Origin of the sequence: Methanofollis sp., assembly GCF_028702905.1 — an archaeon.
Taxonomy (GTDB): domain Archaea; phylum Halobacteriota; class Methanomicrobia; order Methanomicrobiales; family Methanofollaceae; genus Methanofollis.
This window is the reverse complement of record NZ_JAQVNX010000039.1, coordinates 1-17,991: the sequence shown is the minus strand read 5'-3', so window position 1 is coordinate 17,991 and position 17,991 is coordinate 1. Positions and strand designations below refer to the sequence as shown.

Annotated in this window: 13 protein-coding genes and 1 pseudogene; 11 read left to right on the top strand and 3 right to left on the bottom strand. The window is 58.8% G+C overall.

Annotated features, from left to right (window positions below; all coding sequences use genetic code 11):
• The 3 genes and pseudogenes from PHP59_RS06475 to PHP59_RS06465 all read left to right on the top strand — a co-directional run.
• Positions 1 to 909: pseudogene (locus PHP59_RS06475) on the top strand (DNA mismatch repair protein MutS); the annotation flags it as partial.
• Complete coding sequence (gene mutL, locus PHP59_RS06470; RefSeq protein ID WP_300165233.1) at positions 906 to 2,651, top strand: DNA mismatch repair endonuclease MutL; 1,746 nt, start codon at positions 906 to 908, stop codon at positions 2,649 to 2,651. The pseudogene PHP59_RS06475 and the gene mutL, both read left to right, overlap by 4 nt.
• A gap of 452 nt (positions 2,652 to 3,103) precedes the next feature.
• On the top strand, positions 3,104 to 3,652 hold the full coding sequence (locus PHP59_RS06465) for a hypothetical protein (protein WP_300165231.1): 549 nt from the start codon (positions 3,104 to 3,106) through the stop codon (positions 3,650 to 3,652).
• 56 nt (positions 3,653 to 3,708) lie between these two features.
• Here the strand turns inward: PHP59_RS06465 and PHP59_RS06460 are convergent, their stop codons facing one another.
• The 3 genes from PHP59_RS06460 to PHP59_RS06450 all read right to left on the bottom strand — a co-directional run bounded on the left by PHP59_RS06460 (position 3,709) and on the right by PHP59_RS06450 (position 9,848).
• Entirely contained in the window at positions 3,709 to 4,557 is an 849-nt protein-coding gene (locus tag PHP59_RS06460; protein ID WP_300165229.1) for a hypothetical protein, read from the bottom strand.
• A 103-nt stretch (positions 4,558 to 4,660) separates the two neighbouring features.
• On the bottom strand, positions 4,661 to 8,536 hold the full coding sequence (locus PHP59_RS06455; protein WP_300165227.1) for a hypothetical protein: 3,876 nt from the start codon (positions 8,534 to 8,536) through the stop codon (positions 4,661 to 4,663).
• A gap of 346 nt (positions 8,537 to 8,882) precedes the next feature.
• Positions 8,883 to 9,848 (bottom strand): EF-Tu/IF-2/RF-3 family GTPase, encoded by a 966-nt coding sequence (locus tag PHP59_RS06450; RefSeq protein WP_300165225.1) that lies wholly within the window; start codon positions 9,846 to 9,848, stop codon positions 8,883 to 8,885.
• A gap of 104 nt (positions 9,849 to 9,952) precedes the next feature.
• Between PHP59_RS06450 and PHP59_RS06445 the strand changes: the two genes are divergently transcribed.
• From PHP59_RS06445 to PHP59_RS06410, 8 genes are read left to right on the top strand one after another with little or no spacing between them, the layout of a single operon-like run.
• A complete protein-coding gene (locus PHP59_RS06445; RefSeq protein WP_300165223.1) occupies positions 9,953 to 12,028 on the top strand; it encodes an acetate--CoA ligase family protein in 2,076 nt (691 codons plus the stop codon).
• A gap of 1 nt (position 12,029) precedes the next feature.
• A complete protein-coding gene (gene corA, locus PHP59_RS06440; protein ID WP_300165221.1) occupies positions 12,030 to 13,091 on the top strand; it encodes a magnesium/cobalt transporter CorA in 1,062 nt (353 codons plus the stop codon).
• A gap of 19 nt (positions 13,092 to 13,110) precedes the next feature.
• A complete protein-coding gene (locus tag PHP59_RS06435) occupies positions 13,111 to 14,091 on the top strand; it encodes a TIGR00341 family protein (RefSeq protein ID WP_300165219.1) in 981 nt (326 codons plus the stop codon).
• 42 nt (positions 14,092 to 14,133) lie between these two features.
• Positions 14,134 to 14,643: a hypothetical protein gene (locus tag PHP59_RS06430; RefSeq protein WP_300165217.1), complete on the top strand. Its 510-nt coding sequence runs from the start codon at positions 14,134 to 14,136 to the stop codon at positions 14,641 to 14,643.
• Positions 14,644 to 14,679: 36 nt separating this feature from the next.
• Positions 14,680 to 15,576 carry a glycine betaine ABC transporter substrate-binding protein gene (locus PHP59_RS06425; RefSeq protein ID WP_300165235.1) on the top strand — a complete coding sequence of 299 codons (897 nt, stop codon included), beginning with the start codon at positions 14,680 to 14,682 and terminating at the stop codon, positions 15,574 to 15,576.
• Between the two features lie 17 nt (positions 15,577 to 15,593).
• A complete protein-coding gene (locus PHP59_RS06420) occupies positions 15,594 to 16,721 on the top strand; it encodes an ATP-binding cassette domain-containing protein (RefSeq protein ID WP_300165215.1) in 1,128 nt (375 codons plus the stop codon).
• On the top strand, positions 16,721 to 17,362 hold the full coding sequence (locus PHP59_RS06415) for an ABC transporter permease (protein WP_300165213.1): 642 nt from the start codon (positions 16,721 to 16,723) through the stop codon (positions 17,360 to 17,362). The genes PHP59_RS06420 and PHP59_RS06415 overlap by 1 nt, the downstream gene beginning before the upstream one ends.
• Entirely contained in the window at positions 17,356 to 17,970 is a 615-nt protein-coding gene (locus PHP59_RS06410) for an ABC transporter permease (RefSeq protein ID WP_300165211.1), read from the top strand. The genes PHP59_RS06415 and PHP59_RS06410 overlap by 7 nt, the downstream gene beginning before the upstream one ends.
• The last annotated feature ends 21 nt before the right edge of the window (positions 17,971 to 17,991 follow it).

The following is a 17,991-nucleotide window of genomic DNA, read 5'->3' as shown; positions in this document are numbered from 1 at the left end:
AGGAACGACTATACGCGGCCCGTCCTCGACGACTCGGTCAGGACCGCAATCAGGGCCGGACGCCACCCTGTCGTCGAGGAGATGGTGCCGGGCTCATTCGTCCCGAACGACACCCTCATCGACGGCGACGGCGACCAGGTCCTCATCATCACCGGGGCGAACATGGCCGGCAAATCGACGTACATGCGTGCCGTCGCCCTCATCCAGGTGATGGCCCAGATCGGGAGTTTTGTCCCGGCCGGCCACGCCTCCCTCGGCATCGTCGACCGGGTCTTCACCCGCGTCGGGGCCTCGGACGACCTCTCCAGCGGGCGGAGCACCTTCATGGTCGAGATGCAGGAACTCGCGAACATCCTGAACAATGTCACCGAACGGAGCCTCGTCGTGCTCGACGAGATCGGGCGGGGGACGAGCACCATCGACGGTTACTCCATCGCAAGGGCCGTCATCGAGTTCCTCCACGGCAGCGGGAAGACCGGGCCGCGGACCCTCTTCGCCACCCACTTCCACCAGCTCATCGACGTGGAGGCCGACCTGAAGAGGGTGAAGAACTACCACTTCGCGGTGAAGGAGGCGGGTGGGGAGATCGTCTTCCTGCGGACGATCATTCCGGGCGCGACCGACAGGAGTTACGGCATCCATGTGGCGCGGCTTGCCGGCGTGCCGCGGGCGGTGACGCAGAGGGCCGAGAAGATCCTGAAGGCGACCGAGGAGGAGGTCGCGGCGGGCGGGCCGAGACAGAGGAAGTTCACCCAGATGCTCCTCTTCCCGGGTTGCGAGGCGCGGGCTGAGCCCGACCCCGCGGTGGAGGCCCTGAAGAGGATCGACCCCGACGCCCTGACGCCCCGCGAGGCACTCGACGCACTCTATGAACTGAAGGCGCTTGTGGGCAAGGAGGGATCATCATGACCGAACCTGTCATCCATGTCCTCGACGAGAGGACGGTCAACCAGATCGCCGCCGGCGAGGTTGTCGAGAGGCCGGCGTCTGTCGTCAAGGAACTCGTGGAGAACGCGATCGATGCCGGCGCCGATCTCGTCCGGGTGGAGGTGACGACAGACCGCACCCATGTCACCGTGATCAGGGTGCAGGACAACGGCGTCGGCATGGACCGCGCCGACGCGGTCCTCGCCTTCAGGGAGCACGCCACGAGCAAGATCGCCAGGATCGACGACCTCGACCGCGTCGCCACCATGGGCTTCAGGGGCGAGGCGCTGGCGAGCATCGCCTCTATCGCCGACGTCACCCTGACCACCAGGCCGAAGGGGGGCGATGTCATCGCCGGGACACAGGTCAGGATCAGGGGCGGCGGGGCGCTGGAGGTCGCGGAGGTCGGCGCACCTGAGGGGACGACTCAGGAGGTGCGCGACCTCTTCTTCAACACGCCGGCGCGCCGGAAGTTCCTCAAGTCTCTCCACACGGAACTTGCGCATATCCATGGGGTCGTCGAGAAGACCGCCCTCGCCCACCCGGAGGTCTCCTTCCGCCTCGTCCACAACGGGAAGGAGCGGGTCGCCACCCACAGGACGACCGACCTGCGGGAGACGGCGGCCGCCCTCTTCGGGACAGACCTCCACGCCGACCTCATCCCCCTCGCATTCGAGGCCTCCGCGGTGAGGGTCGGGGGCTACATCTCCCGCCCGGCGCACTCCCGCGCCGACCTGTACCAGGTCTTCCTCTCGATCAATGCCCGCCCCGTTTCCTCGCCCGCGATCGTGCGGGCGCTCAAGGAGGGCTACGGCACCCTCCTCCCGGCAGACCGCTACCCTGTCGCCTTCGTCACCCTGGCCGTCGACCCGGCCCAGGTGGACGTGAACGTCCACCCGACGAAGAAACTGGTCCGCCTCAGCCGTGAGAGGGAGATCTGCGACGCCGTCGCCGCGGCGGTGCGGGCCGCGCTGGACGGGAGGGACCTCCTCTCCGCTCCCCCGGCACGCCCGGCGCCGGCATGGAAGCCGGCCCCTCCAATCCCCGCTAGGACGACCGGCATCGCGGAGGCGCCGGCACTCTATGCACGCTCAGACAGGCGGTTGAGGCAGACCTCCCTCCCCCTCGCCGGGGCCGAACGAAACCTCCTCCCCGAGATCGAGGTCCTCGGCCAGGTCGACACCACCTACATCGTCGGCAGGGCCGACAACCACTCCCTCATCGTCATCGACCAGCACGCCGCCCACGAGCGTATCCTGTACGAGCAGGCGACGGAGAAGCAGCAGGACGGGCAGAAGACGCAGGAACTGATCGTCCCGGTGCTCATCACCTTCACCGCCCAGGAGGCAGAACTGGTGAAGGACGCCCTGCCGGCCCTCGAGGAGGAGGGGTTCGCCCTCGACGAGTTCGGGCCCGACACCTACGCGGTGAGCGCGATCCCTATCGTCCTTGGGCGGATGGAGGACCCGGCGGTGGTCCGCGACCTGGTCTCGGCCCTGGTGCGCGAGGCCCCCCGCGACCCGGTGGGGAGGCGGGAGGCGATCACGAGACGCGTCGCCTGCCGCGGCGCGATCAAGGCCGGCGATCCCCTCACCCGCGAGCAGATGCGCCGCCTCGTCGACCAGCTCGCCCACACGAAGAGCCCGTACACCTGCCCCCATGGTCGGCCGACGGTCCTCTCCTTCTCTCCGGACGAACTGGCGGCGATGTTCAGGAGGACGTGAGAGAGAGTACCCGGGGGAGGGTTTCATCCCCCCGATCTGACCTTTATTTCGTATTTCCGCCCTCTCGATCCGGCCTGTATGGGCGGGATTGAGAATAATGCTATTTTCGGAGTGTTTCGGGGATCGTGACCTGGAATACACATCCCTATCGGGACGGGGATGGGTTTGCCGGGTGGCACAGAACCCCCTGATAGGTTGGAGACGTGGAGGGGAAGAGAGGGGCAGTATAGGGGGCGGAAATGAGCGCGATCTGGGAGGAGGATCAGTCGCACATTTTTGTGGATTTTTACGGTGATACGGGGTTTCTCACTTTCCTGATGTGAAGACGATCGGTACAGAATTGATATATACAATACCTGGATACCTTCGGCCGTGGACATCTGAACAGGTCTCACGCAGGGGCCGGCGACACGGCCCGGAGGGGAAGAGAAGAAAATGAGGAATGAACAGGTATGATTAGAGAAAAAAGATTTCTGACTCTTTTGCTCCTCTTCGCCCTTCTGGGATGTATCATTCTCACGACAGGGTGCACGGCAGGGGAAGGGCCGGGCACGACGACGCCTGTCCCGACGCCCCCCACATTCCAGCCCGACATCCTGGACAAACCGATCATCAACGCTCCCCCCGGAGAGGGAGGGCCGTCTCCTTTCCTCTTCGAGTTCGACACGGAGAACGCCTCGGGCTTCGAAGCGGTCGGGGCAGATCGACCGGGAGCGCCGACACTCGTCCTCAGACCGAACGCATCGGCGACCCTCCCGATCATCGTCTCCTCCGGGGCCGACACCGAGATCAGGATCACCCGGACCGACGGCCTGCCGCAAGGAGTGCAGGTCTCCTATGCCCCGGACTCCTTCACCCTTGAGGCGGGGGAGACGACACGCGTGGAGATGCGTCTGGCCTCATCGGAGGACCTGACCGTGCCGGCGGAGACGGCCGTCGTCGTCTGGATGGAGGGTGCCGGATGGGAGGTCGGGAGGGTTTTTTACCTCGGAGAGGTGTGATGAAGCATTCTCAGGCGAGAGGTACGATCGATCTGAGAAAAAATGTGTGTATTGTTTCAATAAACCCCATCCCCGGTTATCAGGATGCCCGTCACCTGATACGTACCATCGCACCCTCCCTGAAATTCGTGCCTCATCCTCTCCCGGTATGAATTCGACTGCCAGCCCCCTACCCACCACTGGTTTATCGCATGAAATTCGGAGGAGATGGTGAGGACATTATCGTCATCAGCAGTATAGGAGAGGATGAAGGGCGTCTCGAAGACGTATCCTGAAGACCCGGCGCTCACGTAGTAGTCCCCGTACATGGCGCTGTCGGGACTGCCGATAGTGTCGGTGATCCGGTACGGCATGAAGAGGGGCTCTTTTCCGACCGGCGTTTTTGTATCGATCTCGTGGTCGACGGAGGTGTCGTACATATGAATCTCCATCTCGACAAGCTCAGGGGTCTCTTCCGAATACCGGTCTGAATAGATATCGGTCGGCTGCGGGAGTTCTGACTCGTTCTGTCCCGGCATGATCGGGATCGGATCGATACGGTTTTTGTAGAGGGGACTGATCCGGTCGGCCGAGATCTTCAGCATCGAGACGCCGTTCACCTCCTCGATCTGTACGGAGATAGTGTCCCTGTCGAAATTCGTGAAACTGGTGCGGGAGATGTTGATGACGGTCTCGTTTTTCCCGGACTCCGCATTGTAATAGGAGGGAACGGGGACCAGAAGGGTTGCATTGTCCAGGGGCCCGGTCGTGGAGAGCGTGAGTTCGTAGATATAGACCGACTGTGCACTTTCGGGTGCGGACACGCTGAAATATCCCAGAATCGATACAAAGACCGCGACCAGAATGACGACCAGGATGAGTATTGCAAGGATGATCTTCTTGAGAATGTCCGGGAGGCTTTCCATGGGCTGTAATTTTATAATGGTGTGATTTATAGATACTCGTTTGTCTTTTGGATGAGGGATTGCTTCAGACTTCGAGGATCAGGATCCATGGAGGGTCAATATTTCATCTATCAAGGCGATCGTCTTCAATTTCTTTCATCACTTCCTGAATTTCTGCCTCAATTTCTTTCTTAATATCTCTGAGCATCATTTTTAACGGTCCATGAGGTGTATGATCGCACAGACTTGTAATAAACTGTTTTTTTTGCATTAATTGCGGTGAGTATCCAGTACAATCTATAGTAAGCACACCATACCGAATGTATTCTACAAAAATACGCCTCACCTCCTGTTCTTTACCAGCAGCGATTGCCGCACTCAAAACCCACAAGATGGTTTCTTGCGTCTCAGATTGAAATGAAAGGGCTGAACAAACGATCAGAGCATCTTCTACTCTGTCATTTTTCAGAAGATGATAAATGCATTCTTCTAGGCACAACTTCTCAGAGTCCGGTTCTTTCAAAGACGCGATTGATTTTAACTGATAACAGACAGACTCTTTGTACGTTGTCTTCTCTTTCAAAAGGGTGAACATTTCTTCGATAACTAGATATAATCCGGTAGAATCTTTTATGTTCTTCAGGAATAATACTTCATCATCTACAGGAAGAACAGAATATTTTGATACACCACGCTTTTTTTCACTTCTGCAACGAATGAATTTGACTATATCTTCGGCATTGATGAGCACATAGTTTATCAATTCCTGAATTCGGTATGTAGGACCATATATTCCAGTCATAGGTGTAGCGATCAATTTTTCAAAGAGACACCGCTTTAGTGCTTCTTTGTGTTTGGTTTCCAGAAGATCTCCCTCTTTTTTTAAGTAATGTAAGACATATGCGGAAAAAGAATCGAGAATCTCTGAGTCCACGGCATCATAATAGTGTAATATTTCTAGAGAATAGGTAGTAAAAATATCATAATTGCCAAGATTTGATGAGAGCACCCATAGATTCCTCAGGATCATCTTGTGTACGTCTTTATTTCCTGTTTTGATCAGTTTCTCTAACCAATCTCGTGTCTTGGCCTCGTCAGGGGGATGTCTTGCCATTGACCATATAAACAAGTTAGTTCTTCTATCATCAACTTCTGGAAGAACTTTCAAAATATCATCTGCAAGATACTCTAGATGCACAGGATCATATTCGCACAATCCGAGATCAATAGCGTTTTGAAACTCAAGGGGCAATTCATTCCAGATCCCGAGATTGCCGCGTATCTCACAGAATATTTCCGGGCATTTTGCAACCCATGTTCTCATAAGCTCTTCAAAATGTTGAAGATTCAGTTTTGCACGTTCACGGTATGCTTGGGGTTCTTTAAGGAGCGTAATGACAGAAGATGCCGTGGAATATTTAATGGAAAGGTAGTTATCCAGAATATACTCATAGAATTCGTTCATTACATCTTCATCATCGAAATCTGTGATATTGAAATACCATTCTGATCTCTCCTCTTTTTCAGAGGGAATTGTATCGGGATCAAAGGAAAGAAGATTTATTCGAGAATAGAATAAGAACCCATAGAGGATATAGTCCATTGGGCGTGCAAATATGGTGAGAAGCCTCTCAGCATCTTCTGTACCCGAGTATCCACGCCACCACCACTTTAAGAGAAGACTTTCGATGTCACTTAGTACGCCATAATCATTTTCATGGGAGATTAATCGGTCGATTTCTGCTATTACTTCTCTCCGTTCATCTGCAACTCTCACAGACAAAGGTGTTTTAGTTTCCCCGTAGTGCAGTCCGATATTTTCGCAAACCTCAATACTTTTTCGCCTGATATTAACAGATGGATGAGAGAGCATTCTCTTGAGAATTGAGATCGCATGGTCGCGAGTTTGAATAACAGCAGGAGTATCTGGGAGTGGTCGCCTGCCGATGGTGATTGTAGCAAACGAGGGGGAATAAAAAAATTCATGATCAACCTGTAAGGTCTTAGATAACGCCTCCCCAAGTGCAAGTATGGAAAATTCATTGTTTCCGTCAAGCCTGTTCTCTAAAAGTGTTAGCGTATCACATATACTCTCAAGTGTATTGGTAAACGGAGAAACGGTTTCTGAAACAAGTGATTCAATCTTGTAATTACTATACGATCCCTCAGGCACTTTTTTGTGGACATGATCTAGAAGGTCGAAAATGTCTTCCTTGCATACATCCGTTTGCATCAATATGGATATTATGGGTCCATAATGATCCGTTGTTAAGGGGAATTCATAGTGGGAGAAAAATAATCTGGTGGTATCTTCCGGAATCGGCGTGTTGATATAAGTATAGATAAGATCAAGCGATTCTCCAAGAACGATGTAACAGAATCGAGATAGAGACTCCAGATTTTTTTGTCTGAAATAGCCAGGAGTCTCCTTTGCCTCTTGTATTTTCTGAGAGATCCATGTCCGATAATAATCCAGAATAACATCGATTTTACAATACTTTGACGCTGCTTCCAGATTCGCAAGAATTTTTCCTTCGATATATGGGCCCCAATAGTCTATCCATTTTTTTAAACAACCCGAATCCTGCAGATGTTCTATCCCGTGAGCGAGATAGAGATCACCTTTCATATCGGGGTTGAAGCGAGTGGAGAATCCTGGTTGTCGGAGAACGCCTTTTTTTTCGAGTGAAACGATTTTAGCAAGGATTGTTTCTTCTGAAACTCCGTATTTTCCTGCCAGCATCGATAGAATACTCCGATCACCCTTCTGAAATGGTGCGATCAATGCTAGATCCGCCAAGAAATTTTTACCACTCCCCTCGTCGAATTCAGGAGTGAGTGATGGAAACGCCTCCGATTCCAGATCATTAGCAAATTTTTGTCGATGTTCTTCAACGGAAATTTCTGGATTCCCCGTGATAGTATTTCCAGCCCATACGATCAGATATGGGTTTGAAAATGTCGTAACGATGATATCCTCTTTTTTGTGAGTCTCGCCACCAAGGGTGAACCGTAATAATTTCTTGAGATCATCTTTATTCCAGTCCTCAAGTTCCACTACTCTGGCAATATTAGCGCTACCTGTGCCCCTCAGAATCGTATGAATGCTCTGGAGACCAGCAGTCCTAGAAGAGAGAATGACTTTTACATCTGAGGAATGGTTGCGAACATAGGCAAAAAGTGGAACCAATTCTTTAGACCACCGGTCTGCATCGTCAAACAGTAGAAGATATTTTTTGCCTGCTTTCAACTCGTTGGAAAGAGCCTTTTCCATCTCAGGAGAATCTGGCGTTATTGAGAGGACAGAATACTCTGGATGTTTTTCTTCGAGAACAAATGCAATGTGCCGAAGCAGATGAGACTTTCCGAAACCTCCCGGCGTATGGAATACTAAAATCTTGCTGAAATTGTCATTTAAAAACTCTTCTGCTATATCCGAGTAATGGACTGTCCGTTCTAATGGAGTTCCACCAGTGAGGGGCAGAAGATGGGGTTCAACACGGGAGAAATACTCTCTCCAATGAATGAGTTTATGTACGGATTCATATCTCATCCATTTGTGCCGCAATTCATCAAGGCAGTCCTTGGCGGCCATATTTCCTTGTGCGACTAACTCAGAAAGAACCGAGACGCAGGAACAAATCAGTATCCGAAATAACTTCTGAGCAAGTTCAGGATTTGAGGATTCAGGAATTGGATCACACTCTCTGAAGATTTTAACAAAATCTTCTTCAAGCTCTGATATTTCCTGCCGATTCAGTTTGAATATTTGTTCTATAAGGGTGGTCACGGGTTCAGATGAAAAAAATGTACTAACTGCTGCAGTATCGATATTTGGGATCGTTTCAAAGTCTATTTCCTCTTTTAATTGGGTTTCAAAATCTATTTTTTTGACCCAATCACGGATTTCGGATTCGCGCAAAACACTTCCCAAAAGAATTTTACTTGCCCCTTTTATCGATGCTTCAACTATGGTATTCTCAATGATTCCTAGATCCATCCCCTACTCCTGTTTTTGTGTTTAATTATTCATTAAAATAAATAATTGCATTTGCGTGCGTTCGGGAGGAGCATTATCTAAAATAGTCGCGAGTACTAAGACACAGAAGAAATCCTTGGTTGGGAGGTGTTGCTGTAGGGATCTTGAAAACAAGAAAAACTTCAAGAACCTGCCACAATCAAAAATCGAAGGCTCACTTGATACAATGAGAGAGCATTGCCTTTGTGAGAATTTCTACAAAGCACAAATCCACATCTTCTACAATCCTCTCTCCGAAAATACTTCACCATCACTGAATGTGAAAAACATCCCGCGTCTCCCTACCGGAGACCCCATAATAAAAAAATTATGAAATGGTGAGAGTCCCTGCCACCCGCAGGTTCCCGCCCTCCAGGTAGGTGACGACCGCCTTCGAACCCGGCATATAGACCAGGTCCTTTTCGAGTTCGAGGGAGATCTTCACCGACCGTCCGTCGGCCTCGGCCGAGGTGACGCGGGAGGGGATGAACTGCATCCAGTGGCCGACATGGAGGACCATGCCCTCGGTGATCGGCGTCTTCCAGAAGGGCACGAGGTCCAGGGTGCCGGTCACGGAGGTCGCACACCGCAGGGAGGAGTCGTTCGTGAGGACATAGCCCCGGTCGAGTTCTTCAGCCTCGACGTTCTTGAGGGCGAGGCCGACGCGGTCGCCGGCGTCCGCCTCCTCGAAGTCCTCGTCATGCTTCTGGATCGACCGCACGAGCGCGGTCTTCGCCGTCGGGAGCACCTTGAGGTTGTCGTGCTTGCGCAGGTGGCCGTCCGCGACGCACCCGAGAATCACGGTCCCGATGCCGCGGACATTGAAGAAGTGGTCGATCGGGATGACGCAGGTCTTCTTCGGGTCGGCAAGGGAACGCTCGATCGCGGTCTGCTCTGTCTGCTCAAGGAGGCGCTCGCGCAGGTCGACGAGGTCGTCCTCGACGCACTCGTACCCCTCCAGCAGCGTCCCCTTCAGGAGGGGCCTGATCTGGTCGGGCGCGATATAGTTGCGGAGGACGAAGTAGCCCTTCTTCACGCCCGCTGCCTGGAGCATGAGCAGGTACTCGCCGAAGGTCGCGTTCAGGGCGTCGACGACGACGACGGCCGCGTCCGCAAGGGTTGCGGCGTAGAAGAGCGGGGCGAGACGCTCAGGGTACCGGGTCGGTTCGATGAACGTCACCGTGTGCGCACCCTTTTTCAGGTTGTAGAAGGTGATGTCGGTGCTCGTCCCCTTTTTTCCGAGATCCTTTGCGTATCCTGCAGGGCCGAATACCGCTACAGTAAGGTTCGCCATATAGAGGTATTGGCGTGAGAGGGGGATAATGCTTCTCGAAGGGGGCGGGATCATGACGACAGACGTTTATAGCCGGGCACCGATTGACCGCTGAGGTGCAGCACATGACCCGGCGACTCGGTGAGGCTGAGGGCTACGCCCTCCTGACGAGGTATGGCATCCCGGTGCCCCGCCATGCCGTTGCAGGGGACAGAGAGGGGGCGGCGGACGCGGCCGACGCCATCGGCTACCCGGCCGTCGTCAAGGTCGTCTCCCCGGACATCATCCACAAGTCCGACGCGGGAGGGGTGCGGACAGGCGTGCGGAGCCGCAAGGAGGCGATGGAGGCGTACGACGCAATCCTCGCCGCCGTCTCCGAGCGGCACCCCGGCGCCGCGGTCGAGGGCGTGATCGTCGAGGAAGAGGTCGGAGGCGGGCAGGAGTTCATCGTCGGCGGGGTGACAGACCCGGCCTTCGGGAAGGTGCTCACCTTCGGGTCGGGCGGCGTCCTCGTCGAACTCCTGAGGGACGTCGGGTTCTCCGTCCTCCCGGCAGGGGAGGAGAGGATCAGGGAGATGGTCCGCGGCATCAGGGGCTACCCCTTGATCGCGGGCTACCGCGGCATGCCGCCCCTCGACGAGGAAGCGCTCGTCACTGCGGTCGCCGGCGCGGCACGGATGTTCATGGCGGAGGAGAGGGTCGCGGAGTTCGACATCAACCCTCTCGTCCTCAGGGAGGATGGGGCGTGCGCCGTGGACGCGAGGGTCATCATCGGAGAGGAAAAACCTGTGGCGGCGGAGATCGGCGAGAGACCTCCCTTCGCCCTCCCGGCACCGACATCCGTCGCCGTCATCGGCGCCTCCCCCGAACCCGGGAAGGTGGGGTATGCCCTGACGAGGAACCTCCTCTCCTTCCCGGGAAAGTTCTGGCCCGTAAACCCGAAGCATGCGACCGTCCTCGGGCGGACGGCCTACCCCTCGGTCCTCGCCGTCCCCGACGAGGTGGACGTCGCCGTCGTGGCGGTGCCGGCGCCGATCGTCCCCGCCGTCCTCGGGGAGTGCGCGGAGAAGGGGGTGCCCCTCGCCGTGATCATCTCCGCGGGGTTCTCGGAGAGCGGAGCGGAGGGGAGGGAGAGGGAGGAGGAGGTGAAGAGGATCGCGGCGGCGACGGGCATCAGGGTGCTCGGGCCGAACTGCCTCGGCATCATGCTCCCGGCCGAAAAGGTCAACGCCACCTTCGACCCCATCACCCCGAAACCCGGCCATATCGGTTTCCTCTCCCAGAGCGGCGCCGTGATCACGACAGTCGCCGACTGGAGCATCCCGGCGGGCATCGGCTTCTCCGCGGTCGTCAGCGTCGGCAACCAGGCCGACCTCGGCTTTGCCGACCTCCTCCCGGCCGTCGCCGCCGTGCCCGGGACGCGGGCCGTCATCCTCTATGTCGAGGAGATCAGGGACGGACGGCGCTTCCTGGAGGCGGCGAAAGCGGTAACCGCGGAGGTGCCTGTCATCGCCATGAAGTCGGGAGCGTCGGAGAGGGGGAAGGCGGCGGCCTCCTCCCACACCGGTTCCCTCGCCGGGTCGTACGCCGTCTATGCCGCCGCCTTCAGGGAGGCAGGGATACTCCTCGCCGGTTCCCTCGAAGAGGCCTTCCAGCTCGGCGAACTCCTGGCGTCGGAGGGCTATCCCACGGGGGATCGGTGCGTCGTCATCTCGGGCGCCGGGGGTTTTGCCGTCCTGGCGGCGGACTACGCGGAGAAGCACGGCGTCCCCCTCCCGCCGCTCCCACCCGGGATCCGCGACGCCCTCGACGCCTTCCTCCCCTCGATCTGGAACCGGACAAACCCGATGGACATCATCGGCGACGGCGGGGCCACGCGCTTCGCCCGCGTCTTCGACGTCATGATCGCACGGCAGGACCTCTGGGACGTCGCCTGCGTCGTCAGCGTCCCCTCGGCCGTCCTGAACCCGGTCGAACTCGCTCACGAGATCGTCAGGTTCTCCCGGAACACCAGCAAGATGGTCGTCTGCTGCCTCCTCGGCGGCGAGAGCATGAAAGGCGCGGTGCGTATCCTGAAAGACCACTGCGTCCCGAACTTCCCCGAGATCGAGGACTCCTTCAGGGCCGTCGGGACGGTCCTCGCCGCGGGACGGCGGGGGAGCGGGACGGCACCCCCCTGCGATATCGAAAGGAGCGACTGAGATGGGCGGCACCGCACGGCGACGCTCGGAGAAGGCAGGCCTTCCGCCGGGGTCTCTCGTCTATGTCGGGGACACCGGGCAGGAAAGGACGGAGATCGACGTCATCGACTACACCCGGGAGGAGATCAGGGAGGAGGCCGGCATCGGCGTCGATGGCATCCTCCCGTACCTGGAGAGGGAGTCGGTCACCTGGATCAATGTGACCGGCCTCAAGGACACCGCCGCCATCGGGAGGATCGGCGAGATCTTCCGTCTCCACCCCCTCGTTCTTGAGGACATCCTCAACACGGAACAGCGGCCGAAGACCGAGGAGTACGACGGGACGATCTATATCATCCTGAAGATGATCGGCTACTCGGCAGACGGCGACCTGGTGGACGAGCAGATCAGCCTTGTCCTCGGCAAAAATACCGTCATCTCCTTTCAGGAGAGGCAGGGCGACGTCTTCGACCCGGTGCGGGAGCGGATCCGGGCGGGCAAGTGGCGGGCCCGGCGACCAGGCGCCGACTACCTCGCCTATGCCCTCGTCGACGCTATCGTGGACAGTTATTTCTCGGTGATGGAGACCTTCGGCGAGAAGATCGAGGCGGTGGACGACGTCCTCATCGAGAACCCGGACCCCGACGTGATCAGGGCGATCCAGGAGGTGCGACGCGACCTCCTGTACCTCCGGAAACGGATCTGGCCGCTGAGGGAGGTGATATCCTCCCTCGAACGGACGGACTCGCCCCTCTTCGCCGACCAGACAAAGGTCTATCTCAGGGACGTCTACGACCACACCGTCCAGGTGATCGAGACGCTGGAGACCTACCGGGACATGGGGGCCGGGATGCTCGATATCTATCTGTCGAGCACGAGCAACCGCATGAACGAGGTGATGAAGGTGCTGACGATCATCGCCACCATCTTCATCCCTCTCAGTTTCATCGCAAGCGTCTTCGGCATGAACTTCAGGCAGATGCCGGAACTGGAGTGGGAGTTCGGGTACTACACTTCCCTGGTCCTGATGGCCGTCGTCGCCCTCGGCATGCTCCTCTATTTCAGGAGGAAGAGGTGGATATGACAGTGAAGGAGAGACGAAGATGAAGAAAGTCCTGATCAACGCACGAAAGGAGGACTACGAGAATCTCTCCCTCCTCCTCGAAGGGATCCACCATGTGGTCCTCCGGGAGGACGGGATCTACGAGGTCAAACTCTTTCTCCCTGACAACGACCTCGACCCCTTCATCGAGAAGGTCAGGCCCCTCCTCGACCTGCGGTATAGAGAGAACCTCATCGAGGTCTCCTCGCCGGACTTCGTCATCTCGCCGTACCTCAAGAGGGTCGAGGAGAAGACGGAACAGCCGGAAAAGACCCCGATCGAGGAGCTCCTCGACACCACCCGGCCGTACCAGAGGCTTGACGCGGGAAAACTCGTCCTCACCTCGATCGCCGGGATCATCGCCCTGACCGGCCTCTTTCTCAACAATGTGGCGGTGATCATCGGGGCGATGCTCCTCTCCCCGATCCTGGGGCCCATCTACGGCTTCGCGATCAACATCTCGATCGGGAAGGTGCGTGACGGCCTCCAGAGCATCCTTGTCCTTGCAGCGCTCCTCTCCTGCGTCTTCGCCCTCTCGGCCGCGACGACCTACCTCCTCCACTTCGTGACGCCACTCTCCATCACGCCCGAGATCCTCTCCCGCACCGTCGTCAGCCCGATCTACATCGTCATGGCCGTCCTCCTCGGGTTCGCCTCGGTGCTCGCCCTCGCACGCGGGATGTCCGACCTCATCGCGGGCGTTGCGATCGCCGCCGCCCTCCTGCCCCCGACGGCGGTGATGGGCATCTCCCTCGTCCTCATCAGGGAAAGCCTCCTCCCCTCGACGGTTCTCGTCCTGGAGAACGTCATCGGGATGATGGCCGGGGCCCTGATCGCCACCCTCTCCCTGCAGATAGGTTCGCGGGCATATTACGAGCAGATCGCCGCGAAAAAGTACATCGCACGGACGGCCGTCCTCATTATCATCCTGATCGCCCTCCTCTTCGGGCTGAGCATCCTCCTCTCCACCCCGCCGATCTGAGATGGGGAGAAACCCTATATCACATGGCGCCGTCCGGCACCTATGGCCGGGATATCAGCAGAGGTCGTCGAGGCGCGTTTTCCCCTTCTCTCCGGGCATTCTCTCGAAGGAAGGAAGGTGATCCTGCCCAAGGACCTGAAGGGGATGGTCGCCCTGATCGCCGTGGCCGTGCAGAGGGGGGCCCAGCCCATGATCGACTCGTGGCGGACGCCTTTTGAGGAGGAGTTTGCGGGCGATCCGGGAATGGCATTCTATGAGGTGCCGGTGATCGAGAAAGAGAACGAACTCTTTCTCGGGGGCGTGATCAATGCGGGGATGCGGGAGGGCATCGATCCTGCGAAGTACGGCTCTATCATCACCGTCTTTGAGAACACGAAGCGGATCAGGAAGGTGCTCGGGATGGACGATCCTTCCCGCGCCTACCTGTACCTCCTCGACCAGGAGGGAACGGTCAGGTGGAGAGTGTCGGGATTTGCGGACAGAGGGGGGATTGAAGAAATCATTGCCGTGACACGGAGGCTTGCCGGTCCGTGGGGCGGGAGGAATATTTAACAGCAATGAACGATACCCGTGCATCAGGTGACTGAGATGAGGACCGGAGCGGTTGCGGTGGTCGTCGTCTGCGCCGCCGTCGTCCTGGCCGCAGGGTGTGCGGGAGTGCCGGGACAGGGGGGGCAGACGGCCGTCGTCGGGGCAAAGACCTTCAACGAACAGTACATCCTCGCCGAGATGATCGCCCTTCTCCTGGGGGAGGAGGGCTATGCCACCGAGGTGAAGGCGAACATGAACGACGCCACCCTCTATGAGGGGATCAGGAAGGGGCAGGTGGACGTGTATGTAGAGTACACCGGCACAGCTTACTCGCAACTCCTCAAAATCCCCCCGATGACGGAGTGGAACCCCGACACCGTCCACGACAAGGTGAAGGCCGGGCTTTCCGCCGAAGGGGTCACTGTCCTCTCGAAGGTCGGGTTCAGGGACGACTACACCGTCGCCGTGCCCGAGGCATGGGCCGGGGAGAAGAACGTGACGACGATCTCCGACCTCGCTCCCCATGCCGGGGAGATGGTCCTCGGCACCGATTATGTCTTCCCGAACAGGGAGGACGGCCTCCCGCAACTGGCAAAGGTGTACAATTTCACCTTCGGGGAGGCGAGGCAGATGGCGCCGACCCTGATGTACGAGGCGATCAAAAACGGCGAGGTGGACGCCATAACGCCGTACACCACCGATACGCGGGTGGACCTGTACAAACTCCGCATCCTTGAGGACGAGAAGTCGGCCTTCCCGCCCTATCACGCGATCATCCTCGCGAACGACCGGATCGCGGGGGACCAGAAAGCGACCGCGGCCCTCGCCGTCCTCTCCGACAGGATCGACGCCGAAAAGATGCGGCAGTTGAACTACCAGTTCGACGTCGAGAAGAAGGACGCCCGGCAGATCGCCCGCGACTATCTCGTCGCGGAGGGCCTGATCGCAGGATAGGGCCTGCCCTTCCCCCCATGCCGCACCAGAGGCTCTTCGAGCGGATCGAAAGGGTCGAGATATCTGGCCTCACGAAGACATACGGCAGCAGGTACGCCGTCAGGGACCTCGACCTCACGGTCGTCGGCGGCGAACTCCTCATCCTGATCGGGGCGAGCGGGTCGGGAAAGACGACGACCCTCCGGATGATCAACCGCCTGATCGAACCCGACCGGGGGAGCGTCCACATCAACGGCGTCGATGTCGGGGGAGTCGATGCGGTGGCCCTCAGGCGGAACATCGGCTACGTGATCCAGCAGATCGGCCTCTTTCCCCATATGAGCGTCGGGGAGAATGTCGGGATCATCCCGACCCTCGAGGGATGGCCGAAGGAGAAGGTGAGGGAGAGGGTCGAACACCTCCTCGGCCTCGTCGACCTCCCGCCCGAGACCTATGCCGGCCGCTCACCGCGCGAACTCTCGGGCGGGCAGCAGCAGAGGGTGGGACTGGCCCGGGCGCTGGCGATGGACCCCCCTCTTCTCCTGATGGACGAACCTTTCGGCGCGCTTGACCCGATACTCAGGAAACAACTCCAGGACGAGTTCAAGAGGATCAAGCACGACCTGGGGCGGACGATCGTCTTCGTCACCCACGACATCGACGAGGCCTTCGCCCTCGGGGACAGGGTGGCGGTCATGCACGACGCCCGCCTCGTGCAGGTCGGCACGCCCGAAGACCTCATCCTCTCTCCGGCGTCGGATATCGTCGCGCATATGGTGGGCGCCGACAGGAAGTTCCGGTATCTCGACACTCTCTCTGTCAGGGACCTGATGACACCTGTGCTGGCGCGCTATCTCTTCGACGGCGCCACACCTGTCCTCTCGGCCCTCGAGACGATGATGAGGGAGGACACCGGCGTCGCCATCGTCATGGAGGCGGGCGGGGTCGCGGGCACGGCGACGCGGCGCGACGCCTTCACGAGGCGTCATGATGAGGGGGGCCTTGTCGGGATCGCCGCGATGCCGCGGGTCTTCGCGCCCGGCGACGCGGCGGCCGCGGCCCTCGGCGACCTCAAAGAGGCGGGTGCGTCCTTCGGTCTGGTCATGAAAGGGGAGAGGCCTGTCGGCCTCTTCCTCGCGGACGAGGTGCTGATGAGGCTGATCTGATGGACGCCGCGGCCTCTCTTCTCTCTGTCTGGCAGGCGTACGACCTCACGGCACGGACAGTCGAGCACCTGGGCATGTTCGCCGTCGCCCTTGCCGTCTCGATCGTCGTCGGCGTCGCCGTCGGCGTCCTCCTCTTCAGGTACGAACGCCTCTCCGGCCCGGGCTTTGCGGCGCTCAACGTCCTGGAGACCGTGCCAGACCTCGCCCTCCTCGTCCTCCTCATCCCTCTCGTCGGGATCGGGGCGGTGCCGACGGTCGTCGCCTGCATCCTCTACTCTGTGCTGCCGATCGCCAGGAACACCCATGCCGGCCTGACAGGCGTCGGCCCCGACGAGATCGGGGTGGCCGAGGCCCTCGGCCTCACCGAGAGGGAGGTCCTGCTCCATGTCCGCATCCCCCTCTCCCTCCCCCTCGTCGCCGGGGGGATCAGGATCGCCGTCGTCTTCACGATGGGCGTCGTCACCCTCGGCGGACTGATCGGGGCGGGCGGCCTCGGGGTCCCCCTCCAGACAGGGATCTTCAACAACATCCCTGAACTGATCCTGGTCGCCGGCCTCTGGGTCGGCGTCCTCGCGGTCCTCTCGGACGGCATTGCCGGGTGTGTCGAGCGCCGCCTCGAACGGAGGTATGGCCGGTGGTAGCCGTCGAGACGGTCGTCGCGGCGACGCTCCAGCACGTCGTCCTGGCGTACGCCGCACTCCTCATCGCGGTCGGCATGGCTCTGCCCCTTGCCGTCCTCTCCCTCTCCTCCCGCACGGTGGCGGCGGTGGTGATGGCCGCCGCAAACCTCGCCCAGGCGATACCCGGCCTGGTCGTCGTCGCCTTTGTCGTGCCCCTCCTCGGCATCGGGTTCTACCCGGCGATCGTCGTGCTCGTCCTCCGGGCCCTCCTCCCGATCGTCAAGAATACCTGGATCGGCCTCTCGACGGTGGACCCCGGGATCATCGACGCGGCGACCGGCATCGGCATGACAGACAGGCAGATCACCCGGCACATCAGGTTTCCCCACGCCTATCCGGCCTTCTTCGCCGGGGTCAGGTTCGCCGCAGTCCTCACGAACAGCGTCGCCGTCCTCACCGCGATCATCGGGAGCGGCGGTCTCGGCGGACTGGTCTTCGAGGGCCTCGCCGGCAGCAACATGATGACCCTCTGTGCCGGCGCCCTGCCGGCGGTCCTGCTGGCCATCGCGGTCGACCTCCTCATCTCCGTCCTGGAGAGGCGGGTCGAGGGGGGGGGGGGCGGGGGGTAGAGAGAAGGGAATGAGGGGGGG